This window comes from Dyella sp. SG562 (assembly GCF_011759495.1).
In the GTDB taxonomy this organism is placed as follows: domain Bacteria; phylum Pseudomonadota; class Gammaproteobacteria; order Xanthomonadales; family Rhodanobacteraceae; genus Dyella_D; species Dyella_D marensis.
On sequence record NZ_JAAOYS010000017.1, the window covers coordinates 41,151 to 65,512 of the forward strand.

18 protein-coding genes are annotated in these 24,362 nt (G+C 67.8%); 9 read left to right on the forward strand and 9 right to left on the reverse strand.

Annotated features, from left to right (window positions below; translation table 11 throughout):
• Window positions 1-32: 32 nt before the first annotated feature.
• From FHW84_RS21740 to FHW84_RS21755, 4 genes are all read right to left on the reverse strand, one after another.
• Entirely contained in the window at window positions 33-785 is a 753-nt protein-coding gene (locus FHW84_RS21740) for a VTT domain-containing protein (RefSeq protein ID WP_167258348.1), read from the reverse strand.
• A gap of 8 nt (window positions 786-793) precedes the next feature.
• The gene (locus FHW84_RS21745; protein ID WP_167258389.1) at window positions 794-1,351 is read right to left on the reverse strand and encodes a nucleoside deaminase; all 558 of its coding nucleotides are present in this window, start codon (window positions 1,349-1,351) and stop codon (window positions 794-796) included.
• A gap of 2 nt (window positions 1,352-1,353) precedes the next feature.
• Window positions 1,354-3,117, reverse strand: a complete 1,764-nt coding sequence (locus FHW84_RS21750; protein ID WP_167258350.1) for a glutamine--tRNA ligase/YqeY domain fusion protein — start codon at window positions 3,115-3,117, stop codon at window positions 1,354-1,356.
• A 202-nt stretch (window positions 3,118-3,319) separates the two neighbouring features.
• Window positions 3,320-4,402, reverse strand: coding sequence for a diguanylate cyclase (locus tag FHW84_RS21755; protein ID WP_167258352.1), 1,083 nt, complete (start codon window positions 4,400-4,402; stop codon window positions 3,320-3,322).
• Window positions 4,403-4,532: 130 nt separating this feature from the next.
• Here FHW84_RS21755 and FHW84_RS21760 point away from each other — a divergent pair, with 130 nt between their 5' ends.
• The 3 genes from FHW84_RS21760 to msrA all read left to right on the forward strand — a co-directional run bounded on the left by FHW84_RS21760 (window position 4,533) and on the right by msrA (window position 6,138).
• Window positions 4,533-4,823 (forward strand): DUF2007 domain-containing protein, encoded by a 291-nt coding sequence (locus FHW84_RS21760; RefSeq protein WP_167258354.1) that lies wholly within the window; start codon window positions 4,533-4,535, stop codon window positions 4,821-4,823.
• 55 nt (window positions 4,824-4,878) lie between these two features.
• Window positions 4,879-5,409, forward strand: a complete 531-nt coding sequence (locus tag FHW84_RS21765) for an adenine phosphoribosyltransferase (RefSeq protein ID WP_208399919.1) — start codon at window positions 4,879-4,881, stop codon at window positions 5,407-5,409.
• Window positions 5,410-5,484: 75 nt separating this feature from the next.
• Window positions 5,485-6,138 (forward strand): peptide-methionine (S)-S-oxide reductase MsrA, encoded by a 654-nt coding sequence (gene msrA / locus FHW84_RS21770; RefSeq protein ID WP_167258356.1) that lies wholly within the window; start codon window positions 5,485-5,487, stop codon window positions 6,136-6,138.
• Between the two features lie 219 nt (window positions 6,139-6,357).
• On the opposite strand, the gene FHW84_RS21775 is transcribed toward msrA, so the two are convergent.
• The 3 genes from FHW84_RS21775 to oxyR form a co-directional block, all read right to left on the reverse strand.
• Entirely contained in the window at window positions 6,358-7,128 is a 771-nt protein-coding gene (locus FHW84_RS21775; RefSeq protein ID WP_167258358.1) for a formyl transferase, read from the reverse strand.
• Window positions 7,112-8,101 carry a polysaccharide deacetylase family protein gene (locus FHW84_RS21780; protein ID WP_167258393.1) on the reverse strand — a complete coding sequence of 330 codons (990 nt, stop codon included), beginning with the start codon at window positions 8,099-8,101 and terminating at the stop codon, window positions 7,112-7,114. The genes FHW84_RS21775 and FHW84_RS21780 overlap by 17 nt, the downstream gene beginning before the upstream one ends.
• Window positions 8,102-8,370: 269 nt before the next feature.
• A complete protein-coding gene (oxyR, locus tag FHW84_RS21785; RefSeq protein ID WP_167258360.1) occupies window positions 8,371-9,321 on the reverse strand; it encodes a DNA-binding transcriptional regulator OxyR in 951 nt (316 codons plus the stop codon).
• 331 nt (window positions 9,322-9,652) lie between these two features.
• On the opposite strand from oxyR, the gene FHW84_RS21790 reads away from it, so the two are divergent.
• From FHW84_RS21790 to FHW84_RS21805, 4 genes are all read left to right on the forward strand, one after another.
• A complete protein-coding gene (locus tag FHW84_RS21790) occupies window positions 9,653-12,340 on the forward strand; it encodes a M1 family metallopeptidase (protein WP_167258362.1) in 2,688 nt (895 codons plus the stop codon).
• Window positions 12,341-12,523: 183 nt separating this feature from the next.
• Window positions 12,524-16,693, forward strand: coding sequence for a hypothetical protein (locus FHW84_RS21795; protein ID WP_167258364.1), 4,170 nt, complete (start codon window positions 12,524-12,526; stop codon window positions 16,691-16,693).
• Window positions 16,686-17,507 (forward strand): peptide chain release factor N(5)-glutamine methyltransferase, encoded by an 822-nt coding sequence (gene prmC / locus FHW84_RS21800; RefSeq protein WP_167258395.1) that lies wholly within the window; start codon window positions 16,686-16,688, stop codon window positions 17,505-17,507. Before FHW84_RS21795 ends, prmC begins: the two co-directional genes overlap by 8 nt.
• Window positions 17,508-17,875: 368 nt before the next feature.
• Complete coding sequence (locus FHW84_RS21805) at window positions 17,876-19,897, forward strand: glycosyl hydrolase family 18 protein (protein ID WP_167258397.1); 2,022 nt, start codon at window positions 17,876-17,878, stop codon at window positions 19,895-19,897.
• Window positions 19,898-20,186: 289 nt separating this feature from the next.
• Here FHW84_RS21805 and dxs read toward each other — a convergent pair whose 3' ends face one another.
• Complete coding sequence (gene dxs / locus FHW84_RS21810) at window positions 20,187-22,070, reverse strand: 1-deoxy-D-xylulose-5-phosphate synthase (protein ID WP_167258366.1); 1,884 nt, start codon at window positions 22,068-22,070, stop codon at window positions 20,187-20,189.
• Window positions 22,071-22,218: 148 nt separating this feature from the next.
• Between dxs and FHW84_RS21815 the strand changes: the two genes are divergently transcribed.
• The gene (locus FHW84_RS21815; protein WP_167258368.1) at window positions 22,219-22,689 is read left to right on the forward strand and encodes a low affinity iron permease family protein; all 471 of its coding nucleotides are present in this window, start codon (window positions 22,219-22,221) and stop codon (window positions 22,687-22,689) included.
• Here the strand turns inward: FHW84_RS21815 and FHW84_RS21820 are convergent.
• Window positions 22,649-23,272 carry an HNH endonuclease gene (locus FHW84_RS21820; protein WP_167258370.1) on the reverse strand — a complete coding sequence of 208 codons (624 nt, stop codon included), beginning with the start codon at window positions 23,270-23,272 and terminating at the stop codon, window positions 22,649-22,651. The genes FHW84_RS21815 and FHW84_RS21820 overlap by 41 nt on opposite strands.
• Window positions 23,273-23,526: 254 nt before the next feature.
• Here FHW84_RS21820 and FHW84_RS21825 point away from each other — a divergent pair, with 254 nt between their 5' ends.
• Window positions 23,527-24,285: a SapC family protein gene (locus FHW84_RS21825; protein ID WP_167258372.1), complete on the forward strand. Its 759-nt coding sequence runs from the start codon at window positions 23,527-23,529 to the stop codon at window positions 24,283-24,285.
• The last annotated feature ends 77 nt before the right edge of the window (window positions 24,286-24,362 follow it).

Genomic DNA, 24,362 nt, shown 5'->3' on the forward strand with positions numbered 1-24,362 from the left:
GCTGAGCCTAGCGCGAAACGGGGGTAAGGGAGCTAGTCGGCTTGAGGAGGTAGCCCGGATGCCTGTCGCGAAGCTGTGCCGCCGCGGTGCAGCCGCCCGCGGAGCATCCGTTCGAGCAGCAGCGGCAGCAGCGCGAGCAAGGCGATGCAGCCCAGCGAAAGCAGGATCTTCGGCTGCAGCAGCACCGAGGTATCGAAGCGGCCATGCGTGCGCGCAAGCGCTTCGCCCAGGCCCGCGCCGATGGAGGTTTCGAAGATCAGCGACACCGTGCCGCCCAGCCAGCTCGCGCCGAGGAACAGCCACAGCGGACAGCGCAGCCAGGCCAGGCACACGGTGATCAGCCCGAACGGCGCCACCGGCACGAAGCGCAAGAACATGGTGTAGGCCACCGGATGGCGCTCGAAGCCATGGTGGATGCGCTCGATCAGCGCCGGCGGATGGCGGCTGCCGTTGCCGAAGGCGTAGCGGCTGGCCAGGAACAGGATCAAGGTGCCCAGGGTGAGCCCGACCGACGCATACGCGGTGCCTTCCAGCGTGCCGAACACGAAGCCGCCGGCCATGATGATCAGCACCGTGCCGGGTACGCCGGTGGACATCGCCAGCGTCAGCACGCCGATGAAGACGATGCGGCTCAGCCAGGGGCTGTCGGCGACCTGGGCGCGCAGCTGCTCCTGGTGCGCCACCAGGCGTTCCGGATGCAGCTGGTCGAAGGCGCCGGAAAAGAACAGCACGACGCCGGCCAGCACCAGCAGGAGCAGCGGCAGCGCGGCGCGCAGGCGGCTCATCCGGTGGCTCAGTAGCTCTGGCCGCGCGCGCCGTAGGCGGCCAATACGGCGCGCGCCTCGTCGCGCAGGATGTCGCGGCGCACGGCGATGCCGCGGCGTTCCAGCTCGCCCACCCAGTCGGCCGGCAGCGGGCCTTCGTCGAACGCGGTCAGCTCCATGACGTCTTCGGCGCGCGCGCCGATCAGCAGCTCGTCCACGCCGGCCCACACGGTGGCGCCGTAGCACTGGCAGCACGGCTGCGCGCTGGTGGCCAGGATGTAGCGGCCGCCGTCGCCGTTGAGGCGGAAGCTGGCCATGCGCTGCTGCGCGGCCATGTAGGCCATCATCTCGGCGTGCGCCACCGAGCAGGACTGCGGCACCACGCGGTTGACGCCGACCGAGATGACGCGGCCCTGGCCGTCGAACACCGCGGCGCCGAACGGGCCGCCGAGGCCGTGCTCGATGTTGTGGCTGGACAGCTGGATGGCCAGGTCCACGCGTTCTTCGTCGGTGAGGTAGCGCTTGCCGGTGTCGACCAGGTCGCCCAGCCACGGCGGCAGGGTCAGGTGGATCTGCAGCGGCAGCATGCTCATGCCTGCTTGGCCCAGGTGTCGCGCAGGGTGACGGTGCGGTTGAACACCGGCTGCTGCGCGCGGTGGTCGACACGGTCGGCCACGAAGTAGCCCAGGCGCTCGAACTGGAAACGCTGTTCCGGCGCGGCGGCGGCGGCGGACGGTTCCAGCCAGGCCTGCACGATGCGCTTGGCTTCCGGATTGATGTGCTCGATCCAGCTCTTGCCGTCGCTGTCGTCGTCCGGCGCGGCCACGTTGAACAGGCGGTCGTACACGCGCACTTCGGCAGCCACGGCATGGCGCGCGCTTACCCAGTGGATGGTGCCCTTCACCTTGCGGTCCGCGCCGGGCATGCCCTGGCGCGACTCGAGGTCGAGCGTGCAGCGCAGTTCGATGACGTTGCCGGCGGCGTCCTTGAGCAGTTCCTCGCACTTGACGATGCCGACGCCGCGCAGGCGCACTTCGCCCTCGGGCTTGAGGCGGTGGAAGCCCTTCGGCGGCACTTCGGCGAAGTCCTCGCGCTCGATCCACAGCTCGCGCGCGAACGGCACTTCGCGCGTGCCGAAGCTCTCGTCCTTGGGGTGGTTGGAGAAGGAGAGTTTTTCCTCGTGGCCTTCCGGCAGGTTGGTGATGGTCAGCTTGAGCGGGTCAAGCACGGCCATGCGGCGCGGCGCGCTGCCGTCGAGGTCTTCGCGCACGCAGTTCTCGAAGATGGCGTAGTCGATCACGCTGTTCTGCTTGCTCACGCCCAGGCGCTCGATCAGCAGGCGGATGCCGCCCGGCGTGAAGCCGCGGCGGCGCAGGCCGCGCAAGGTGTTCATGCGCGGGTCGTCCCAGCCGTCGACCAGGCCTTCGTTCACCAGCTGGGCGAGCTTGCGCTTGCTGGTGATGCAGTAGCTGAGGTTGAGGCGCGAGAACTCGATCTGGCGCGGCTTGGCCGGCTCGGTCTGGAAGCCGCCTTCGCGCAGGCGGGTCCACAGCTCCGGATGGTTGACCAGGTCGACCTTGTCGACGAACCAGTCGTACAGCGGGCGGTGGTCTTCGAATTCCAGCGTGCACAGCGAGTGGGTGATGCCTTCCAGCGCATCGGAAAGGCAATGCGCGTAGTCGTACATCGGGTAGATCGGCCAGGCCTCGCCGGTGTTCTGGTGCGGGATGCGGCGGATGCGGTAGATCGCCGGGTCGCGCATGTTGATGTTGCCCGAGGCCATGTCGATCTTCGCGCGCAGCGTCTTGGCGCCGTCGGCGAACTCGCCCTCGCGCATGCGGCGGAACAGGTCGAGGTTCTCGGCCACGCTGCGCTCGCGGTGCGGCGAGTTGCGGCCCGGCGCGGTGAGCGTGCCGCGGTACTCGCGCATCTCCTCGGCGTTGAGGTCGTCGACGTAGGCGTGGCCGTCCTCGATCAGCTTGACCGCGGCGAGGTAGAACACCTCGAAGTAGTCGGAGGCGTGGCGCAGGTCGTGCCACTCGTAGCCGAGCCAGCGCACGTCGTCCTTGATGCCTTCGACGAACTCGGGGTCTTCCTTGCCGGGGTTGGTGTCGTCCAGGCGCAGGTTGCACCAGCCGGCGAATTCGCGGGCGATGCCGAAATTCAGGCAGATCGCCTTGGCGTGGCCGATGTGCAGGTAGCCGTTGGGCTCGGGCGGGAAGCGCGTGCGGATGGCGTGGTGCTTGCCCGTGGCCAGGTCGTCGCGAATGATCTGGCGCACGAAGTCACGCTGGCCCTCGGCCGGGGCGGCGCTGGCGGACGTGGTTTCGGCGGCGGCGGTTTCGGTCGACATCGGGCGGGACTCGCGGGTGATTGGCTGAAACGGCCAAGTTTACCCTGGAGGGAATGGGGAATGGAGAATAGGGAACAGGAAGCACAGGCCACGGCGACGTGAAGCGCTGTGAGCGAAGCGCGAGGTTTGCATCCCCTCGCGCCCGATTTCCTAATTCTCGATTCTCTATTTCCTATTCCCTCGCGCTGCCAGGCGTGAGCCCTCAGACCGTGGCGTGCGCCACGTGGCCGCCGCTGCCGCGGGCCGGTGCCACGCAGACGCGGTTGCGGCCCTGGGCCTTGGCCCGGTACAGGGCCAGGTCGGCCTGGCGCATCCAGGCGCCGACGTCGCGGGCGTCCTCGCCCACCGAGGCCACGCCCAGGCTGATCGTCCACGGGATGTGCTGGTCGCCGCGCTCGGGGCGGCTGTTCTCGGCCAGCAGGCGGATCCGCTCGGCCACCGCGCTGGCGCGCTCCAGGTCGGTCTCCGGCAGCACGATGCCGAACTCGTCGCCGCCCAGGCGGCCGGGGGTGTCCACGTCGCGCAGGCCGCGCTGCAGCAGGCGGGCCAGGTCGCCCAGCAGCTGGTCGCCCGCGGCATGGCCGTAGCGGTCGTTGATCTGCTTGAAGCCGTCCACGTCCAGCAGGATCAGCGCGGCCGGCCGCTGGTTGCGCTGGTAGCGCAGCCATTCCACGCCGGCGGCCTCCAGCCAGTGGTTGCGGTTGTTGAGGCCGGTGAGGGCATCGGTGCGGCTGAGCTGGTCGAGCTGGCGGTTCTGCTGGCGCACTCTTTGCGCCAGGGTGAAATTCACCATGCTCATCCACACCGGGTAGATCATCAGCATGGGAATGCTGGCGGCGACATTGAGCATGGTCGACGCCGGCTGCAGGCGGAACCCGTTCAGCCACCACACCGCCAGGCACACCGCCGCCTGCAGGGCCAGCGACTTCAGCACCAGGCGCAAGCCGCCGGCGCTGATCCGGTCCATCGCCATCATCGCCACCAGCAGGGCGCTCGGCAGCAGGTTGAACTGCATCAGCGCGACCCAGGCGCCGCCCATCGCGGCATCGATCACCAGGTTGCCGTGCTCGGTGTCGATCGGCCGCGCCGAGCGCGAGGCGCGCAAATGCGCCAGATGCGGCCAGACCAGAGCGTTCACGCCGAGCAGGCCCCACAGCCACCACGCGGCGTGCAGCTGATACAGCACGCTGGCGACTGGCAGCGCGCCCAGGGCGAGCCCGAGCAGGCGGAGGCGGTAGACCCGCGTCACGAACCTGAGGTGTCCTTCCACTGCCGCCTTCGACATGCCGCCTCTTCCCCAAAAGAGTCGTGATACGAGGGCGACCTTAAAGCAGCGTCCGCGGGGTTGCCACTAGGCCGCACGGCCGGCCGGCAAGCTCTTGCGGCACCGGCGGGCGGGGGGTAGCTTGCCGGCCATGCGCATCGCCTACCGAGCCGAGACCCTGATCGACGCCCACCTGGTGAAGGACGCGCTGGAAAGCGCGGAGATTCCCGCCTTCGTCGCCGGCGAATACCTTACCGGCGCGGTCGGCAACCTGCCGGCGCTCGACTACGTGGCCGTGCTGGTGCCCGAAGCGAGCCTGCCCGCGGCGATGGCGGTGGTGCGCGAGGTGGAGCGCGAGCTGATCGATGCGCGCCTTGCGCTGGACGAGCAGTACGGCGAAGAGCAGGCCGGCGACGACGCGCCCTCGTTCATGCCGGCCTGAAGCACGCCGCGCGCTATGCTTGCGCGCTCCCTTCGTACAGGCAGCGCGCGTTCCCATGGCATCGAACATCCGACAGATCGAGGCGCTGATCCGCGCCGTTCCCGATTTTCCGCAGGCTGGCGTGGTATTCCGCGACATCACGCCGCTGCTGGCCGATGCCGGCGGCTTCGCCCGCTGCATCGATGCGCTGGCCGAGCCGTGGCAGGGCAGCGGGGTGCAGGCGGTGTGCGGGATCGAATCGCGCGGCTTCATCTTCGGCGCCGCGCTGGCGCAGAAGCTGCACGCCGGCTTCGTGCCGCTGCGCAAGCCGAACAAGCTGCCGCCGCCGGTGGTGTCGGTGGACTACGCGCTGGAATACGGCAAGGACCGGCTGGAGGCACGTAACGATGCGCTGCGTCCGGGCGAAAGAGTGTTGATCGTCGACGACGTGCTCGCCACCGGCGGCACCCTGGACGCGGCCTGCCGGCTGGTGGAAACGCTGGGCGCGGTGCGCGTGGGGGCCAGCGTGGTGATCGAACTGGAGGCCCTGCAAGGCCGCCACCGCCTGCCCGCAGATACGCCCCTGCACGCGCTGCTGCGCTACTGAGCAGTGCGGCGCGGAGTGTTGAGAAGCACGCCGGCCGACGCCATTTTGTCCACTCTCGAACGCAGGAGTATCACGATGCTCGGTATCGGTGCCTGGAAACAACGCATGCCCCGCCGCGAGGACGCGCTGCCTGGACGCACGCAGCCGATCGCGCCCCCCTCCGCCCATCACGTACACGGCCGGCCCCTGACGCCGGAGGCCTTCCCCGGCAGCGAAGTACTGCAGGTCGGCATGGGCTGCTTCTGGGGCGCGGAACGCAAGTTCTGGCAACTGCCCGGCGTGCTGACCACGGCGGTCGGCTATGCCGGCGGCTATACCCCCAATGCCAGCTACCGCGAAGTGTGCTCGGGCGAAACCGGGCATACGGAAGTGGTGCAGGTGGTGTACGACCCGGCCCAGGTCAGCCTGGATACGCTGCTGCGCACGTTCTGGGAGAACCACGACCCCACCCAGGGCATGCAGCAGGGCAATGACGTGGGGACGCAGTACCGTTCGGCCATCTATACGTCCACGCCGGCACAGCGCGAAGCGGCGGAAGCGTCGTTGCAGCGTTATCAGGCGGAACTGGACCGCGCCGGGCATGGGCGGATCACTACCGAGATTGCCGACGCCGGCCCGTTCTATTACGCGGAGGCGGAGCATCAGCAGTATTTGTCGAAGAATCCGGCGGGGTATTGCGGGCTGGGTGGGACGGGTGTGAGTTGCCCGATCGGCCTCACCGGCGCCTGAATGATTGCCCCCTCTCCCCTCCGGGGAGAGGGTTGGGGTGAGGGGCCGGGCGGAGCGTGGCGTTGATGATCGCCGCAAGCTCAAGAGCGTTTTTGCTTCGTAGGTGCGTCTTGGCGAGCCCCGACCCCTCATCTGCCTGCCGGCATCTTCCTCGCTCCTCAAAGCCGCGCACATCCCTGTGCGCTCCCCGCGTACTCCCCGGCGGGGAAAAGAGTTCGCTTATTTGACGCCGCGCGAACGCCAAGTCTTCCAATACCCCCACAACGTGGGGTGATACCACTGCTTCGACACCCCTTCGCCCATACGCGGCGCCAGCTTCCCTTCCGCCGCATCGTTCAACGCCGCCTTCATCAGCGGCAAGGCCGCCGCCAACTGCAACACCGGATACGTAGCGAAGCTGTCCTCTTCCTCCGGCTCGATGCGTGCCTGGTAAAGCACGCCCCCCGTATCCACCCCTTCATCCACCAGATGCACGGTAACCCCGCAACGCTCGCGGTCATCGTTCGCCAGCGCCCAGTAACCGCCATGCACTCCGCGATACGCCGGCGTGATTCCCATATGCGTATTGATGAACGGCGCATCCACCGCGGCGAGCAGCTTCTTCGACAGGATGCGCGTGCCGTTCACCACCACCGCCTGCGGCTCCAGCTTTTTCAGCAGCGCAGCCACGCGCCTGTGGTTGGCGCTTTCGACTTGAGTGACGGCGATGCCGGGTATCGGCGTATCCGACAAGCCATGGCGGTGCATCAGCATGGCGATGCGCATGTCCGCGGCGCGCGCCAGCAGCCGGCTGTACAGGATGAAGCAGAACTGCCCGAAGGTTTCCGTCCAGCCCAGCGTGCGTGCACGGTAGCGCAGCATCTTCAGCGCCGAGGGCTTGCGCTCGACGATCACCGCGACGATCTCGAACTCCTCGCGCAAGCCGTTGTAGATGGCGCTGGTCGACCAGCCTTCGCCCGCGAGCAGGGCGATCCTAGGCCTGGCCGGCATGCATGTCCTCCAGCAAGGTGGCTACTTCGCCCATGTTGAGCGACTGCATGCCGTAGCGCTCGCGCAGGTAACCGTAGTAGCCGAGCACCTCGGTGAGGCAGGCCAGGTTGTGCTGGATATCCGCGCCGAAGTTGTGTGGATGCCACCACAGGTGGAACAGCCGCTCGCCGGTGGCCGCGTCGAGCATGGCCCGCTTGATGCGGCGCAGGCGCAGGCTTTCCAGCAGCGCCAGCGGGCGCGAATACGGGCGCAGGAAACGGCTGGACGGAATATTGAACGGACGGCTGCGCGCGCAATCCTGCAGCGCATAGGTGTGGTAGCCGCTGAGGTTCACGTAGGCATCGAGCAGGCGCGAGGCGCGCACGATCAGGTTCTGTTCGCGCTGGTTGCGCGGTGCGTAGAACGCCGCGTTCTCGTTGCCGCGATAGCAGGCGATGCCGAGTTCGTCGAGCACGGCCAGGTATTCCGGATTGCTCTGGTTGCGCGGGAACACCAGGCTGGCGGTAGGAATGCCGTGCGCCTGCGCCGCGGCCAGCGCGGCTTTCAGGTCGGCGCGGAAGGCCTCCAGCGTCTGCCCGTCTTCCAGGCAGTAGTAGTGCGAAAACGTATGCGTGCCGATTTCCTGGCCGTCGTAATCGCGGATCAGCTGGACCATCTCCGGCGCGAAGTGGAAATGATCGTCGTCGCTGCCCCAGGCGTGTTCCTGCAGGTAGCGGTAGGAGGAAAGCTGTTGGCGGCGGTAATCGGGAAGCACGTCCGGCAGGTGGTGCCGCAGTTCCTCGGCGTCCTTGTAGAACAGGAAGCCCAGGGTGGCCCAGGTGGCATGGATGTCGTGTTCTTCGAACAGCTCCAGCATGCCGCGGATGGCTTCGCGCTCGCCGCGCAGGTTGGACTCGTAGCTCTCGATGCTGCGCGCGTCGCGCACGCCCCAGTAGAGCTCGAGATCCAGCGAGACGGTGAAGATGCCCGGCATTGTCTGCACTCAAACCTCGTGATCTGGTTCGCCGCCCAGTCCTGCCGCGCTATCGGCTACCGCGCCGCTCGGCGCGGCGTGGGTCGATCCCGGCAGTCCATCTGCCCCCCTTTGTTCAGCCTCGAGGCGTGCGTCGAGCGAACAATCTCGCGGATTGTTCTGGCCGAAATATGAAGCTTCCATGAGGGGGCGGGCGCGAGCGAATCCGCCGTTTAGGTGGCCGTTTGTGTGCGGCCGCACATCCTGCGGCAACAGGCTCTTACGCGTGTTTATGCCGATGCGCGCGGGCGGCTGGCCGGTTTCGATTCGTTAAGTTCCGGGCGCAGCAGTTCGGCCGGCATGCTGCGGATGACTTCCGCAAAGCGCTTAAGAAAATTTCCTACCGACGAACTCTTGCGCCATACCAGCGCGATCCGCCGGCTGGGCGGATGGCCGGCGAATTCCACCAGGTGCACGTTGTCGGTGCGCGCCACCGGCGGCTTGATCGCCAGGGTCGGCAACAGGGTGATGCCGACATTGGCGGCGACCATCTGGCGCAGCGTTTCCAGGCTGGTGGCGCGGAAGCCCGAGCGTTCGCCCGCGCCGGCCAGCTGGCAGACCTCCAGCGCCTGGTCGCGCATGCAATGGCCGTCTTCCAGCAGCAGCAGGCTTTCGTCCTCCAGATCGCCGAGCTTGAGACGATGCTTCTTATGCGCCAGCGGGTGGCTTTCCGGCACCGCCAGTACGAAAGGTTCCTCGAACAGGAACTCGGCATGCAGGCTGTCTTCGTGCAGCGGCAGGGCGAGCACGCCGACGTCCAGCGAGCCTTCGCGCAGCATGCGGATCACCTGCTCGGTCTTTTCCTCCACCAGCAGCAGTTCCAGCCGCGGGAAGCGTTGGCGCACCAGCGGCACCAGGTGAGGCAGCAGGTAGGGGCCGAGGGTAGGGAAGATGCCTAAGCGCAAGGTGCCCGATTCCGGGTCGCGCGTGCGCTGCGCGATGGCCTTGATCTCGTCGATCTCCGACAGCACGCCGCGCGCGCGGCGGGCGATCTCGCGGCCGGTTTCGGTGAGCAGCACCTTGCGCGGCGTGCGTTCGACCAGCGGCACGCCCAGTTCGTCTTCCAGCTTCTTGATCTGGGTCGACAGCGTGGGCTGGCTGACGAAGCTGGCCTCGGCCGCGCGGCCGAAGTGGCGGTGCTCGGCCAGGGCGACGAGGTACTGGAGATCGCGCAGATTCATGGGAATGGCCGTAGTCGGCGAAGACAATAGCCAAAATCTATCACGATCATGAGAACAATCAATTGGAGCAATCCGCACGGGACGCCTAAAGTTCACCTCACCCACCGGTTGCTCCACCCGCGCGCCATCCTTGCCCTCCCCCCGCGGGCGCGCGGTTCCCCACCGGCGGCGAAGCCCCCCCTTCGCCGCCGGTTTTTTCATGGGCGGCTTTCGCTGCGTCGTGCTTGTCCATGCTGCGCAGCAACGGGACGGGCATGTCTTCTGGCACTGTGTCCGAAGTCATGCCAGCTCCTAGCTTGCAAGGCTCTTTGTGTCCCCTGGGGAAATTCTCATGCGTCGTTTCGTCCGCCCGCTCGTGCTGAGCGTCCTTGCCGCGTCCTGCGGCGCTGCTCTTGCCGCCGCTCCCGCCGCTTCCGACCAGCCGCAAGGCAAGCTGCCGCGCTGGGCGATGCCGGAGTCCTATCAGCTGGCCTTCAAGGTGGACCCGAAGCAGCAGGATTTCACCGGCACTACTTCCATCAAATTGAAGTTGGAACAGGCCTCGGACCACATCTGGATGCACGGCCGCGAACTGAAGGTGAGCAAGGTCACCATCACCGACGCCAAGGGCAAGACGCACGCCGGCAAGTACGTGGAGGCCGCGCCGAAGGAAGGCGTGGTGCGCATCGATCTCGGCGCCACCATGCAGCCGCAGGAACTGACCGTGGCGATCGAGTACACCGCGCCGCTCAACCAGCAGCTGCAGGGCCTGTACAAGGTCAGCCACGAAGGGCAGCCGTACGCGATGACGCAGATGGAGCCGATCAGCGCGCGCTTCGCCTTCCCCGGTTTCGACGAGCCCTCGTTCAAGACGCCGTTCGATCTGAAGCTGACCATCCCCACCGATGAAGTCGGCATCGCCAACACCAAGCAGGTGAAGGAAGAGAAAGCCGCCGCCGGCTGGAAGACCCTGACCTTCGCCACCACCCAGCCGCTGCCCACCTACCTGGTGGCGTTCGGCGTCGGTCCGTGGGACGTGGTCAACGGCCCGACCATCCCCGCTTCCGAATACCGCAAGCAGGCCACCGACCTGCGCGGCATCGCCGCCAAGGGCGAAGGCCATCGCATGCAGCACGTGCTGGGCGAGACGCCGAGCATCATCAAGGCGCTGGAGGACTACTACGGCTTCGGCTATCCGTTCGACAAGCTCGACCTGCTCGCCGCCCCGGACTTCTCCGCCGGCGCGATGGAGAACCCGGGCCTGGTCACCTTCCGCGACTGGCTGCTGCTGCTCGACAAGGATTCCGCCGCCCAGTACGTGCGCGGCTCCTTCAATGTCACCGCGCATGAGCTGGCGCACCAGTGGACCGGCGACACCGTGACCATGGGCTGGTGGGACGACCTGTGGCTCAACGAGGCGTTCGCCACCTGGATGCAGCAGAAGGTGACGCAGAAGGTGCATCCGGAATACCGCGCCGATCTCGACCGCGTGCGCGGCGCGCAGGGCGCGATGAACGGCGACAGCCTGGTCACCACGCGCAAGATCCGCCAGCCGATCACCGGCAACGGCGACATCGAAACCGCGTTCGACGGCATTACCTACCAGAAGGGTGCCGCGGTGCTGGGCATGTTCGAGGGTTACGTCAGCGAGCCGGTGTTCCAGAAGGGCATGCGCGGCTATATCCAGGAGCACAAGTTCGGCAACGCCACCGCCGAGGACCTGATCGATTCGATCGCCAAGGCCGCCGACAAGGGCGAAGACTTCAAGAACGCCTTCAAGAGCTTCCTCAACCAGCCCGGCGTGCCCTACGTGCAGACCAAGCTGGCGCAGGAAGGCGGCAAGACCGTGCTGCACTTGACCCAGAGCCGCTACCTGCCGCTGGGCAGCACCGGCGATGCCAACCACGTGTGGGGCGTGCCGGTGTGCGTGCGCTACGCCACCGCCGACGGCAGCAAGGTGGCCTGCGAGCTGCTCGACAAGGCGCAGGGCACCATGGCGCTGCCGGGCGCCACCGCGCAGAGCTGGGTGATGCCCAATGCCAATGGCTCGGGCTATTACCGCTTCAGCATGGACAAGGCCGACCTGGCCAACCTCGGCAAGCAGATCGGCAAGCTGGCCGATGCCGAGCAGCTGGCCTACGGCGATGCGGTGAATGCGGCGTTCCGCCGCGGCGACATCGACGCCGGCTCCGCGCTGGCCGCGCTCAAGCCGCTCACCGGTTCGAAGGTGCGCGAGGTGTCCACCGCGCCGATGAACACCTTCGGCTGGATCTACGACCAGCTCGCCACCACCGATGCGCAGCGCGCCAAGCTGGTGGCCTGGGCCAAGTCCTCCTATCTGCCGGAACTGCAGAGCCTGGGCTACAAGCACAAGGACGGCGAGCCGGACGGCGACTCCCTGCAGCGCGCCACCCTGGCCAACTTCCTCGGCCTGGACGTGAAGCTGCCGGAAGTGCGCGCCGAACTGCTCAAGCAGGGCGACGCCGTGCTCAAGGGCAAGGCCGACGGCAGCCTGGACTTCGCCGCCGCCGACTCCAACCTGCTCGGCAGCGCGCTCGGCGTGTCGGTGCAGGAACACGGCAAGAGCGCGGTCGACACGCTGATCGCCCAGCTGCCGAAGACCAGCGACCCGGCGCAGCGCAACGCCATCCTGGCCGGCCTGGCCGAGGCCAGCGATGCGGCGCAGGCCGAGCGCGTGCGCGACCTGTCGCTGGACAAGTCGGTGAAGGTGGGCGAGATGGCCGCGCTGCTGCGCGGCAACCGCGACACCCAGGCCGGCCGCGACGCGGTGTGGAAGTGGTCGGTGGCGAACTACGACAAGATCGTGGCGCGCACCGGCAGCTTCGCCGGCGGCCGGCTGCCGGGCCTGATGGGCGGCGGCGGCTGCTCCAAGGCCGAGGCGGACCGCCTGCAGGAGTTCTTCAAGACCCGCGCCAAGGAAGTCACCGGCGCCGAACGCGGCCTGGCTCAGACCACCGAGTCCACGCTGCTGTGCTCCGCGCTGAAGGCCAAGCAGGATCCGGCGGCGATCTTGCGTTGATCCAGCGGCACTGATTGTCACGACAGCAGTGACGAACCGGGCGGCGCAAGCCGCCCGGTTTTTTTATGCCTGGCGCCAACCCCGCATCGCCAAACCCCGCGTTGCACCCTTCACGGCGTTGTCACCGATGGCGCCGTTCCACCACACTGCGTCGCGGCCACTGACGGCCCAAGGGAGACAGGTATGCGTCGATGGGGATGGCTGTTGGGTCTGTGGGCGCTCGCGGCGCCTGTGCTGGCGCAGGAGGTGCCGCCGCCGCTGCGCAATTGGCAGGACTGGGTGTTGCACGACGTGCCGCAGCATGCCTGTCCGTTTCTCGCCAACCAGGGGCCGGGCAATGTGCAATGCGCCTGGCCCGGCCGGCTGGGCGTGGATGCCGGCAAGGACGGCGGCCGCTTCTCCCTCGACGTGCATGTGGATGCGCCCAGCTGGGTGACCCTCCCCGGCGATGCGCGCAGCTGGCCGCAGCAGGTGGCCGCCGGCGCGAAGGCGCTGGCGGTACTCGAGCGCGGCGGTGAACCGTCGGTGTGGCTGGAGCCGGGCGACTACAGCATTCATGGCGTGCTGCCGTGGACCTCGCGGCCCGCGCGTCTGCGCGTGCCGGCTTCGATCGGCCTGGTGGCCTTGAACGTGGATGGCGCCGCGGTCACCCGCGTCGAACGCAACGGCGACCAGCTCACGCTCGGGGAAGCCGCCGCGGCGCAGCGCGCGGCCGATGCCTTGTCCTTGCGCGTCTATCGCCGGCTGGAAGACGGCCTGCCGTCGACGCTGGAAACGCATCTGCAGATCAATGTCACCGGCAGCGCGCGCGAGCAGCTGCTCGGCCCGGCGCTGCCGCAGGGCTTCGTCGCCACCGCCTTAAGCAGCAACCTGCCGGCGCGCCTGGAGAGCGACGGCCGGCTGCGCATCCAGTTGCGCCCGGGCCAGTGGACGCTGGACCTCACCTCGCGCGGTACCGATGTGCTCAAGCAGGTGGCGCTGAAGCTGCCGGCCGAGCCCTGGCCGCGCCAGGAAATCTGGAGCTACCAGGACAACACCGAACTGCGCAGCACGCGCGTGGAAGGCCAGCCCACCGACGCCGCGCAGGCCGGCGTGCCGGACGACTGGCGCGAGCTGCCGGCGTTTGCGCTGGACGACAACCAGGGCCTCGCCATCGAGCAGGGCACGCGTGGCAGCGAAGGCGGGCAGGGCGACCAGGTGCAGGTGCAGCGGCAGATCTGGCTGGACTTCGACGGCCGCGGACTCAATGTCAGCGACCGCCTCACCGGCACGCTGCGCAAGAGCCAGCGCCTGGACGTGAGCGCGCCTTGGCAGTTGCAGCGCGCGGCGCAGGGCGAAACCCCGCTGCTGGTCACCGGCGGCGAGAACGGACGCAGCGGCGTGGAGCTGCGCGAATCGCAATTGAATCTGAGCGCGGGCCTGCGCCTGCCGCACGGTGGCTCGCTGCCGAGCGGCGGCTGGCAGTTGCCGCTGGAGAACATCGAGGCGACCTTGCATCTGCCGTATGGCTATCGCCTGCTCGGTGCATCCGGTGCGGATCGTTCGCCCGATTCGTGGATTGCGCAGTGGAGCCTGCTCGATCTGTTCGTGGTCGCGTTGATCGCCTTGCTGGCAGGGCGCCTGATGGGCTGGCCGTGGGCGTTGCTGGCGATCGCTTTCCTTGCCTTGTCGCAGCATGAATCCGGCGCGCCGCGCTGGACGCTCGGCGTCGCGCTCGCATTGGCTTTGCTTGCGCGTGCATTGCCGGAAGGCAAGCTGCGCCTGGGTTCGCGTATCGGCGCGGGTGCCGTGCTGGCGCTGGCGGTGCTGTGGTCCTTGCCGTTCGCGGCGACGCAGATGGATTACGTGCTGCATCCGCAACTGGAACAGGGCGAGGCGATGCCGGTTGCCGTCGGCTGGGCCGCGCCGAAGCCCGCACCGTCGCTGGACGCGATGGAGCCGATGGACAAGGCTCAGGCGCGCCGTCAGCCTGCGCCTGAGCCTGCTCCTGCCGTCGAAGAAGCATCCAGCGAAGCGGTTCCGGAAGCGCTGCCGGCACCTCCTGCGCCGCCCGCGCCGCCTTACGACGCGAACGTCTCCGAGGGCTATGCCGGCAAGGCGAAAGCCTTGAGCGGCATCGTCGTGTCCGCGTCGGCGCTCCCGCCCGGCAACCGCTTCTCGCAGCAGGCCGACACCCGCAACATCATCCAGGCCGGTCACGGCGAACCGGGCTGGAACGTCGGCAACAACTATCGCCTGGGCTGGTCCGGGCCCGTGACCGCGGAGCAGACCACGCGCCTGGTGATCGCACCGTCCTGGCTGGTACGGCTGCTGCGCTTCGCCATGCTGGTGCTGCTGGCCGCTCTGCTCGCGCGCATCGTGTTGCGTGTGTTCCGTCCGGGCGATGGCGGCATGCCGCGCTGGCCGTTCGCGCGTGCGGGCGCTGCGCTGCTGCTGATCGCGCTGGTGCCGCAGATCACCCATGCGCAGGATGCACTGCCGAACGAAGCGTTGTTGCAGCAGTTGCGCCAGCGCCTGACCGAAGCGCCGAAGTGCGTGCCGAACTGCGCGGCGGTGGCTGCCGCGCAGATCCAGGCGAACGGCGATCAGATCGATGTCGATCTGGAATTGCACGTGGGTGCGCCGGTGGCGGTGCCGCTGCCGCAGGCCGATGCCTCCCTGCAGTTGCAGAGCGTCGGCGTCGATGGCCACGCCGACGCGGCGCTGGCGCAGCGCGGAGCGCAGACCCTGGTGCGTATCGAGCGCGGCGTGCATCGCCTGTCGCTGCGCTATCGCGCGGTGGCGGCCGATACGGTGAGCCTGCGCTTCGCGCTGCATCCGCAGCGCGTGGCCTTCGCAGGGCAGGGCTGGGCGGTCGATGGCGTGGATGAAGGGCGCGCCCTGGGCGACAGCCTTTCGCTGCACCGCGTGCGCGCCGGCGCCGATGGCAAGGAAGTCACCGCCAACAGCCAGGCTTTCCCGCCTTACGTCACCGTGCAGCGCGTGCTGGTGCTGGGCGTGGACTGGACGGTTGAGACTACGGTGACGCGTGTTGCGCCGAGCGACGGCGGCTTCAGCCTCGACCTGCCGCTGCTGCCGGGCGAGCACCCGCTGGGCGACGACATCCGCGTGCACGACGGACTGATCGGCGTGACCTTCAACGGCAACCAGCAGGAGGTGAGCTGGACCAGCCGCCTCGATCATGCCGACAAGCTGGAACTGAAGGCGCCCGCGCTCGGCGAGCGTGCGGAGTACTGGGAAGTGCAGGCCGCGCCGATGTGGCATGTGGACGGCGACGGTGTGCCGGCCAGCCAGAACGACGGCGCGCTGGCGTTCCGTCCTCTGCCGGGCGAGGCGCTGCATCTGGCGGTGACCCAGCCCAAGGCGGTAGCGGGCGACAGTCTCGCCTTCGACTCGGTGAGCTTGAACAGCACGGTGGGCGATCGCGCCACCGAGACCACCATGAAGCTGCAGGCGCGCAGCACGCGTGGCGGCGAGCACGTCATCGTGCTGCCGGCCGGCGCGGAGCTGCTGGAAGCCAGGCGCGACGGTCAGCCGCTGAGCCTGGCCGTGCGCGACGGCAAGCTGAGCCTGCCGCTGCTGCCGGGCGCGCACTGGTTCGAACTGCGCCTGCGCGAACCGCACGGCATTGCCGCGGCGACGCGCAGCGCGCAGCTGGGACTGGGCGCATCCGCGGCCAACCTGTACCTGGGCGTGAAGCTGCCGGAAGACCGCTGGGTGCTGTGGACCTGGGGTCCGACCGCCGGCCCCGCCGTGCTGTACTGGTCGCAGCTGGTGGTGCTGTTGCTGGTGGCCTGGCTGCTGGCGCGCTACGCACCGACGCCGCTGCGCTTCCATCACTGGCTGCTGCTGGGCCTTGGGTTCTCCGCCTTTGCCTGGAGCGCGTATGCGCTCGTGGTGGTGTGGCTGATCGCGTTGGGCCTGCGTGCGCGCAAGGCGCCGCCGGAGCGGCTTGGCGCGGTGGGCTTCAACCTGCTGCAGATCGCGCTGGCGTTCTTTACGGTGATCGCGCTGGTGGTGCTGATCTCGGCGGTGCCGAAGGGGCTGCTCGGCCTGCCGGACATGCATGTCGCCGGCAACGGTTCCACGGCCTGGCAGTTGCGCTGGTTTGCCGACCAGACCACCGACGTGCTGCCGCGCGGCGGCGTGTTCAGCGTGTCGCTGTGGGCCTACAAGATCGCCATGCTGCTGTGGGCGCTGTGGCTGGCCAATGCGCTGATCGGCTGGCTGCGCTGGGGCTTCGAGGCGTGGACGCGCGAAGGCTACTGGCGCAAGGGAGAGCCGAAGCCGGCGCGTCCCGCCGCGATGCCGCCCGAACTGCCGCCGCAGCAGCCGGAACGCCATGATGGTTGATGTGCGCGGCGCGCTGGCTGCGGCGACGCAGCGCCTCGGCGAACGGATCGATGCCGAGGCGCTGCTGCTGCACGCGCTGGACAAGCCGCGCGCCTGGCTGATCGCGCACGACACCGACGTCCTGGATGACGCCACCCGCGCGGCCTTCGAAGCGATGGTCGCGCGGCGCGAGGCAGGCGAGCCGGTGGCTTACATCACCGGCCGCCGCGGCTTCTGGTCGCTGGAGCTGGATGTCACGCCGGCCACGCTGATTCCGCGGCCGGAAACCGAACTGCTGGTGGAGCTGGCGCTGGAGCGGCTGCCGTCCGATGGCGTTTGCCGCGTGGTGGATCTGGGCACGGGCAGCGGTGCGATTGCGCTGGCCATTGCGAAGGAGCGCCCGCGGGCGGAAGTGGCGGCGGTGGACCTGAGCGTGGATGCGCTCGCGGTGGCGCGCGGCAATGCGCAGCGGCTGGGCCTGGGGCGCGTGCGCTTTCTGCATGGGACATGGATGACACCGTTGTCCGGCGAGCGCTTCGATCTGGTCGTTTCCAACCCGCCCTACATCGAATCCGCCGATCCGCATCTCGACGAGGGCGATCTGCGCTACGAACCCGCCACTGCCCTCGCTTCGGGCGCCGATGGACTGGACGCGATCCGCGAGATCGTCACCGGTGCGCCGGACCATCTCGTCCGGGGTGGCTGGTTGCTGCTGGAACACGGCTGGAATCAAGGTGCGCCGGTGCGTGCCCTGCTGGAGCAGGCCGGCTACGCCGACGTCTTCACCGCCACCGACCTGGAAGGCCGCGACCGCGTCTCCGGCGGCCGCCGCTAGCGCTCCGCTTACCTGGTTTTCACCGGGCCACCACGCCAGGGGCGTGGTGGCCGTGCGGGCGTATCGCAAAAACGTGCTCTTCCGCGCAGTCTTTCGCAGGACAGGATTGACAACGTTGTCAGACAGGAGTCCAGTGCAGCGGCTGGCGCCTGGGCGCCAGTGCTGATGGGGAGCCGGGGAGGGCGCCACATCGTCGGGAGGGAGGCGGGCATCCGGTGGGGGCCGGGCATCCGTTCTTCGGGCGGCGCGCATGACGGCGCTGCGCCAGCGCATCCGGCGTTCCAGCGTCATCGCATCCGGCGTTCGAATCCTTTCGATCACGGAGTCGTGTCATGCGCAACCTGTTGAGGGTTCTCCTGCTGCTGGCCATGCTGCCGGCAGCACTGTGGAGTGGAGCGGTCGGCGCGCAGAGCGCAAGCTGCGCGGGCGTGGCGGCGTGGAACGCCACCACCATCTACAACGCGGGCGACAAGATGGTCTACAACAATCATCTGTATCAGGCGTCCACGCAGATCTGGAATACGCCGCCGGACTACTGTCCGAGCTGCGGCTGGTATCAGGACCTCGGTCAGTGCGGGTCCAGCAGCAACCAGCCGCCTTCGGTGGCTCTCACATCGCCGGCCAATGGCGCCACGTTCACCGCTGGCGCAAACATCACACTGAGCGCCAATGCCAGCGACAGCGACGGCACGGTCAGCAAGGTCGAGTTCTTCAACGGCTCCGCGTCGCTGGGCGCGAAAACCACGACACCGTATTCGGTGACCTGGAGCAACGTGCCGGCCGGCAGTTACACGCTCAAAGCCGTGGCTACCGATAACGGCGGACTGTCCACCACCTCGTCCACCGTCAGCATCACGGTCAATCCCAACAGCGGCGGTGACACCACGCCGCCGAGCGTGCCGCAGGGCCTGGTTTCGCCGTCGCAGACGGCCAGCACCGTATCGCTGAGCTGGAGCGCTTCCACCGACAACAGCGGCGGCAGCGGCGTGGCCGGCTACGACGTGTACCGCAACGGCACACTGGTCGGCTCCACATCCGCCACCAGCTATACCGACACCGGCCTGGCCGCGAGCACCACCTACAGCTACGCGGTGCGTGCGCGCGACAACGCCGGCAATGCCTCCGCGCAGAGCTCCGCGATCAACGCCAAGACCAGTGCGGGCGGCGGCGGTGGCGGCAAGCGGGTGATCGGCTACTTCACCCAGTGGGGCATCTACGGCCGCAACTACCAGGTGAAGAACATCGACACCAGCGGCTCGGCCGCGGTGCTCACCCACATCAACTACGCCTTCGGCAACGTGCGCAACAACAAGTGCGAAGTGGGCGTGACCCAGGCTTCCGATCCGAACACCGGCGTCGGCGGCGATGCCTATGCCGACTACACCAAGTCGTACGACGCCGGCAGCAGCGTCAGCGGCGTGGGCGACACCTGGAACCAGCCGCTGCGCGGCAACTGGAACCAGCTGAAGGAACTGAAGGCGAAGTATCCCAACCTGAAGGTGCTGATCTCGCTGGGCGGCTGGACCTGGTCGCGCGGTTTCGCCAGCGCGGCGCAGCCGGCCAATCGCCAGGCCTTCGTGGCCTCGTGCATCGACGCCTACATCAAGGGCAACCTGCCGGTGACCGACAGTGCCGGCGGTACGGGCGCGGCAGCCGGCGTGTTCGACGGCATCGATATCGACTGGGAGTATCCGGCCGCCTGCGGCCTGAGCTGCGGCGGCAGCGAGGACACCGCGAACTTCACCGCCCTGCTGGCCGAGTTCCGCCGCCAGCTCGATGCGGTGCGCCCGGGCCTGCTGCTGACCATCGCCGGCGGCGCGGGCGTGGACAAGATCCGCGTGACCCAGCCCAGCCAGTACGCTTCGTCGATCGATTTCGTCAACCTGATGACGTACGACTTCCACGGCGCCTGGGAAAGCCCGACCAACTTCCACTCCGCGCTGTACAAGCCGGCGGGGGATCCCTCCACCGGCGACGCGGCCAAGTACAACACCAACGACGCCATCCAGGCTTTGATCGCCGCGGGCATGCCGGCCGCCAAGATCAACCTGGGCATCGGCTTCTATGGCCGCGGCTGGAGCAACGTGCCTAACAGCAACAACGGCCTGTTCCAGCCCAGCACCACGGCGGCGCCTGGCACTTACGAGGCGGGCATCGAGGACTACAAGGTGCTCAAGAACCTGGGCTATCCCAGCTACGACGACACCGCGGCCGGCGCGCACTGGATCTTCAACGGCAGCACGTTCTGGAGCTTCGACGATCCGGCCAATATCCAGCGCAAGATGAACTACGTGAAGGCACAGTCGCTGGGCGGCGCGTTCTCGTGGGAATTCAGCGGGGACGATGCGAACGGTACGTTGATCAAAGCTATTTCAAATGGATTGAAGTAAGCGGGTTTGCGAAAACGAAAAGGCCGCCCCGCGTCAGCGGGGTGGCCTTTTCTTCGCTCGTCATTCCGGCGCAGGCCGGAATCCAGTAGCGATGCGGTTTGGTTTGGCGAAATAGCCACAGCGTTCGCTTTGAAAAGCAGCACACCGGCGTCCACGCGACAATCCAGCGATGTCGCTACTGGATGATTCGCTTCGCTCACCCCTTCGGGGCCGCCCTGCGGGCGTTCTTCGCGCTACGCGCTCGTCCGGCCTGCGCCGGAATGACGGCGGTGAGGCAGGTTTCTACGGATCAGGCCGAAGCGGCAGCAGCAAACTGGGGAAATCGCGCGCGGATCGCGTTGCGGATCCCCGGCAGGTCCAGCCCCGCCATGGTCAGCACTTCCTCGCGGCTGCCGTGTTCCAGGTACACGTCGGGCAGGCCCAGGTGCAGGATCGGCAAGGTCACGCCGTGCGCGGCCAGGCACTCGGCCACACCCGAACCGGCGCCGCCGGCGATGGCGTTGTCTTCCAGGGTGACGAAGGCTTCATGCGTTTTGGCCAGCTCCAGGATCATCGCCTCGTCCAGCGGTTTGACGAAGCGCATGTTCACCAGGGTGGCGTCCAGCTCCGCGGCGATCTCCACCGCCGGCGCCAGCATCGCGCCGAAGCTGAGCAGGGCCAGGCGGCGGCCGCGGCGGCGCAGTTCCGCCTTGCCCAGCGGCAGCGTGTCCAGTTCCTTGCGCAGCGCCACGCCGGGGCCGGTGCCGCGCGGATAGCGCACCGCGGCCGGGCCGTCGTAGGCGAAGCCGGTGCTGAGCATCATGCGGCACTCGTTCTCGTCGGCCGGCGCCATGATCACCATGTTCGGCAGGCAGCGCAGGAACGAAAGATCGAAGCTGCCCGCATGGGTGGCGCCGTCCGGGCCGACCACGCCGGCGCGGTCGATGGCGAAAGTCACGTCCAGGTTCTGCAGCGCCACGTCGTGGATGGCCTGGTCGTAGGCGCGCTGCAGGAAGGTGGAGTAGATCGCCACCACCGGCTTGGCACCTTCGCAGGCCATGCCCGCGGCCAGGGTCACCGCGTGTTGCTCGGCGATCGCCACGTCGAAATAGCGCTGCGGGTATTCCTTGGAGAAGCGCACCAGGCCCGAGCCTTCGCGCATCGCCGGGGTGATGCCCAGCAGGCGTTCGTCGGCGGCGGCCTGGTCGCACAGCCAGTCGCTGAAGACGTCGGTGTAGGTCGGCTTGGCCGGGCCGGACTTTTTCACCAGGCCGGCCTGCGGGTCGAACGGGCCGACCGCGTGGTATTCGATCTGCGCCTGCTCGGCCGGGGCATAGCCCTTGCCCTTGGTGGTGACCACGTGCAGCAGCTGCGGGCCGGGCAGGTCCTTCACCATGCGCAGCGCGTGCAGCAGCTGCGGGATGTTGTGGCCGTCGATCGGGCCGGTGTAGTGGAAGCCCAGTTCTTCGAACAGCGTGCTGGGCACGAACATGCCCTTGGCGTGCTCTTCCCAGCGCTTGAAGAAGCGGCCGAAGAACGACTGCTTCGGAATCGCCCGCTTGGCCCGCTCGCGCCAGGCATTGAGCGTGTGGCTGGCCATGGCGCGGGCCATCATCTTGGTCAGCGCGCCGACGTTCTCGCTGATCGACATGCCGTTGTCGTTGAACACGACCAGCATGTTCGGCTCGACGTCGCCACCGTGGTTGAGCGCCTCGAAGGCCATGCCGGCGGTCATCGCGCCGTCGCCGATCACCGCCACGACCTTGCGGTTGTCGCCCTTGCGCTGCGCGGCGATGGCCATGCCCAGCGCGGCCGAGATCGAGGTGGACGAGTGGCCGACGCCGAAGGTGTCGTACTCGCTTTCCTCGCGGCGCGGGAACGGGGCCAGGCCGTCCTTCTTCTTGATCGTGGTAATGCGGTCGCGGCGGCCGGTGAGAATCTTGTGCGGATAGCACTGATGGCCGACGTCCCAGACCAGCCGGTCGCGCGGCGTGTCGAACACGCGATGCAGCGCCACGGTCAGCTCGACCACGCCCAGCCCCGCCCCGAAATGCCCGCCCGAGCTGGCCACGGACTCGATCAGGTACTGGCGCAGCTCATCGGCGACGGCCGGCAGGTCCTCGTCGGAGACGCGGCGCAGGTCGGCCGGCGTCTCGATGGCCGCCAGGTGGGAAAACCGGGTAGGAATATTCATAGCTGCGTATTGTTGAACCAGCCGGGGGGCGGGGCAAGGGCAGGACCGTGAAAGAAAGCTGTCCGAGGGGTTTGGCCCGGGGCCGATCTCACGCCGTGCCGACGCCGCGGCGGCCAGTGTGGTTCCGTTCAAGCTGAAGGAGCCTGTGATGAGCCGACAGACGGCATTCCGCCGCTTCGCCGAGGCCACCGCCCACTACGCCGGCAAGCCGGCGGCCTTCCTGCTGGCGGTGCTGCTGATCGCCGGCTGGGCGGTTACCGGCCCGATCTTCCACTTCAACGACACCTGGCAGCTGGTGATCAATACCGGCACCACCATCATTACCTTCCTGATGGTGTTCCTGATCCAGAGCACCCAGAACCGCGACACCGCGGCCCTGCAGATCAAGCTGGACGAGCTGATCTGCAGCAGCAAGGCGCACAACGCCTTGCTGAACCTGGAAAACCTGGACGACCAGCAGCTGGAGCGCATCCGCCGCCATTACGCCCGCCTGGCTGAGAGCGCCCGCGACGACCTCAGCCAGTTCGAGGAAGTGGTGGAGGAGGCGCGGGAGCAAGCGAAGGGCCGCCGCCAGGGCCTCAGCCCATCAGGTGGCGGCGGTCGCGCGGCAGGTGGCTGACCAGGAATTCCATCTGGTCGGCCAGGATGTTGCGGTTGGACAGGATCAGGTGTTCCACCCAGCTCGGGCGGTACGGCACCGCCAGCAGCGGCATATTGGCCTGCTGCGGGGTGCGGTTGCTCTTCTTGAGATTGCAGGCCAGGCAGGCGCTGACCACGTTCTCCCACTCGTCCTTGCCCTTCTTGGAGATCGGCAGCACGTGGTCGCGGGTCAGCTCGCCGCGGCTGAAATGGTCGCCGCAGTACAGGCAGATATAGCGATCGCGGGCGAACAGGGCGGTATTGGTCAGGGTCGGCGCCGGGTCCACCGCGTGCTCGCGGCAGTGGCCGGAGCTGGCCACGATCGGGTGCAGCTGCAGCGAGCTGCGCCGGCCCAGGTCACGGTTGTGGCCGCCGTAGACGGTCAGGCAGGGATCGCCCAGGGTCCAGGCGACGGCGTCGCGGACGTACAGGCAGACGGCGTCCTGCCAGCTGATCCAGTCGAGAATGCGGCCCGCCGCGTCCAGGGAGAGGATGCGGGTCGAATGCAGATCGGCGACCTTTCCTGGTCCGTCGATCAGCCGCATGGGAACTTCCATCGGCATGTGTTCCGTCCTTCAAGGCGACTCGAGGAGCGTCCGGCGTTGCATAGGCGCTGGTTCGCCCGAGCATAAACCATGTTTCGTTGCAAAATGCGTGCAAATGCCTGTCGCCGCTGAAAAGTCGGCCTCCGGAGCGGCCTATTTACGCTTCGCCGCGGGCCTGCGATATAGTGCCCATTCATCTGTAGACCCGACGCCGGGTTTGGGAGGGGAAGCCTGGGTGGCGACCCCGGCACGGCGGGGCAGAGGTAAACGACGTGGCTGAAGTTCTTTTCTACGAGCGCCCGGTGCCGCTCAACCGTACCCAACACAAGGATCTGCGCCTGAAGGGCATCCCGAGCCTGCGTTTCGCGGCCGGCGTGCACTCGGTGCCGCTGACCGGCGTGGAATTCCCCGCCGCGGCGCGTGACCTGCCGATCCTGTTCGCCGGCAGCAGCATGGAAGAAGCCGGCCCGATGGCCCTGCTGGGCCTGCGCCAGAACGAGAACCTGTTCGTCGACGCCGACGGCCAGTGGGCAGCCAACACCTACGTGCCGGCCTTCGTGCGCCGCTATCCGTTCGTGCTGGCGGAAAAGCCGGCGGGCGAGGAAGGCGACGACTTCACCGTGTTCCTGGACGAGGCCTACGAAGGCTTCGGCAGCGACGAGGGCGAGCGCCTGTTCCAGGAAGACGGTACCGACAGCGAGATGCTGAAGAACGCCGTGAACTTCCTCGGCGAATTCCAGCAGCACGTGGGCCGCACGCAGTGGTTCATGGAGCAGATCCGCAAGCACGACCTGCTCGAGCCGCGCAACATCCGCCTGGAGAAGGACGGCAAGGCGATCAACCTCAACGGCCTGTACGTGGTCAGCGAGGAGAAGCTGCGCAAGCTCGACGCCAAGACCGCGCAGGAATTCCTGCAGGAAGGCGTGTTCGGCTGGATCTACGCGCACCTGCTGTCGCTGTCCAACATCGACCGCGTGGCGCAGCGCCTGGACCAGCTCGAGCAGGTCGAGAGCAAGTCCACCAGGAACTGAGCGCGCTTGCGCGATCGAGAAAACGGCGCCCTCGCGGCGCCGTTTTTTTTTGGCGGCGCATCTAAGCGGCCACTAAG

Excerpts from the sequence above, each read along its gene's own strand:
- FHW84_RS21740 (WP_167258348.1), bottom strand. The coding sequence starts at position 785 with ATGAGCCGCCTGCGCGCCGCGCTGCCGCTGCTCCTGCTGGTGCTGGCC.
- FHW84_RS21745 (WP_167258389.1), bottom strand. The coding sequence starts at position 1,351 with ATGCTGCCGCTGCAGATCCACCTGACCCTGCCGCCGTGGCTGGGCGAC.
- FHW84_RS21750 (WP_167258350.1), bottom strand. The coding sequence starts at position 3,117 with ATGTCGACCGAAACCGCCGCCGCCGAAACCACGTCCGCCAGCGCCGCC.
- FHW84_RS21755 (WP_167258352.1), bottom strand. The coding sequence starts at position 4,402 with ATGTCGAAGGCGGCAGTGGAAGGACACCTCAGGTTCGTGACGCGGGTC.
- FHW84_RS21760 (WP_167258354.1), top strand. The coding sequence starts at position 4,533 with ATGCGCATCGCCTACCGAGCCGAGACCCTGATCGACGCCCACCTGGTG.
- FHW84_RS21765 (WP_208399919.1), top strand. The coding sequence starts at position 4,879 with ATGGCATCGAACATCCGACAGATCGAGGCGCTGATCCGCGCCGTTCCC.
- msrA (WP_167258356.1), top strand. The coding sequence starts at position 5,485 with ATGCTCGGTATCGGTGCCTGGAAACAACGCATGCCCCGCCGCGAGGAC.
- FHW84_RS21775 (WP_167258358.1), bottom strand. The coding sequence starts at position 7,128 with ATGCCGGCCAGGCCTAGGATCGCCCTGCTCGCGGGCGAAGGCTGGTCG.
- FHW84_RS21780 (WP_167258393.1), bottom strand. The coding sequence starts at position 8,101 with ATGCCGGGCATCTTCACCGTCTCGCTGGATCTCGAGCTCTACTGGGGC.
- oxyR (WP_167258360.1), bottom strand. The coding sequence starts at position 9,321 with ATGAATCTGCGCGATCTCCAGTACCTCGTCGCCCTGGCCGAGCACCGC.
- FHW84_RS21790 (WP_167258362.1), top strand. The coding sequence starts at position 9,653 with ATGCGTCGTTTCGTCCGCCCGCTCGTGCTGAGCGTCCTTGCCGCGTCC.
- FHW84_RS21795 (WP_167258364.1), top strand. The coding sequence starts at position 12,524 with ATGCGTCGATGGGGATGGCTGTTGGGTCTGTGGGCGCTCGCGGCGCCT.
- prmC (WP_167258395.1), top strand. The coding sequence starts at position 16,686 with ATGGTTGATGTGCGCGGCGCGCTGGCTGCGGCGACGCAGCGCCTCGGC.
- FHW84_RS21805 (WP_167258397.1), top strand. The coding sequence starts at position 17,876 with ATGCTGCCGGCAGCACTGTGGAGTGGAGCGGTCGGCGCGCAGAGCGCA.
- dxs (WP_167258366.1), bottom strand. The coding sequence starts at position 22,070 with ATGAATATTCCTACCCGGTTTTCCCACCTGGCGGCCATCGAGACGCCG.
- FHW84_RS21815 (WP_167258368.1), top strand. The coding sequence starts at position 22,219 with ATGAGCCGACAGACGGCATTCCGCCGCTTCGCCGAGGCCACCGCCCAC.
- FHW84_RS21820 (WP_167258370.1), bottom strand. The coding sequence starts at position 23,272 with ATGCCGATGGAAGTTCCCATGCGGCTGATCGACGGACCAGGAAAGGTC.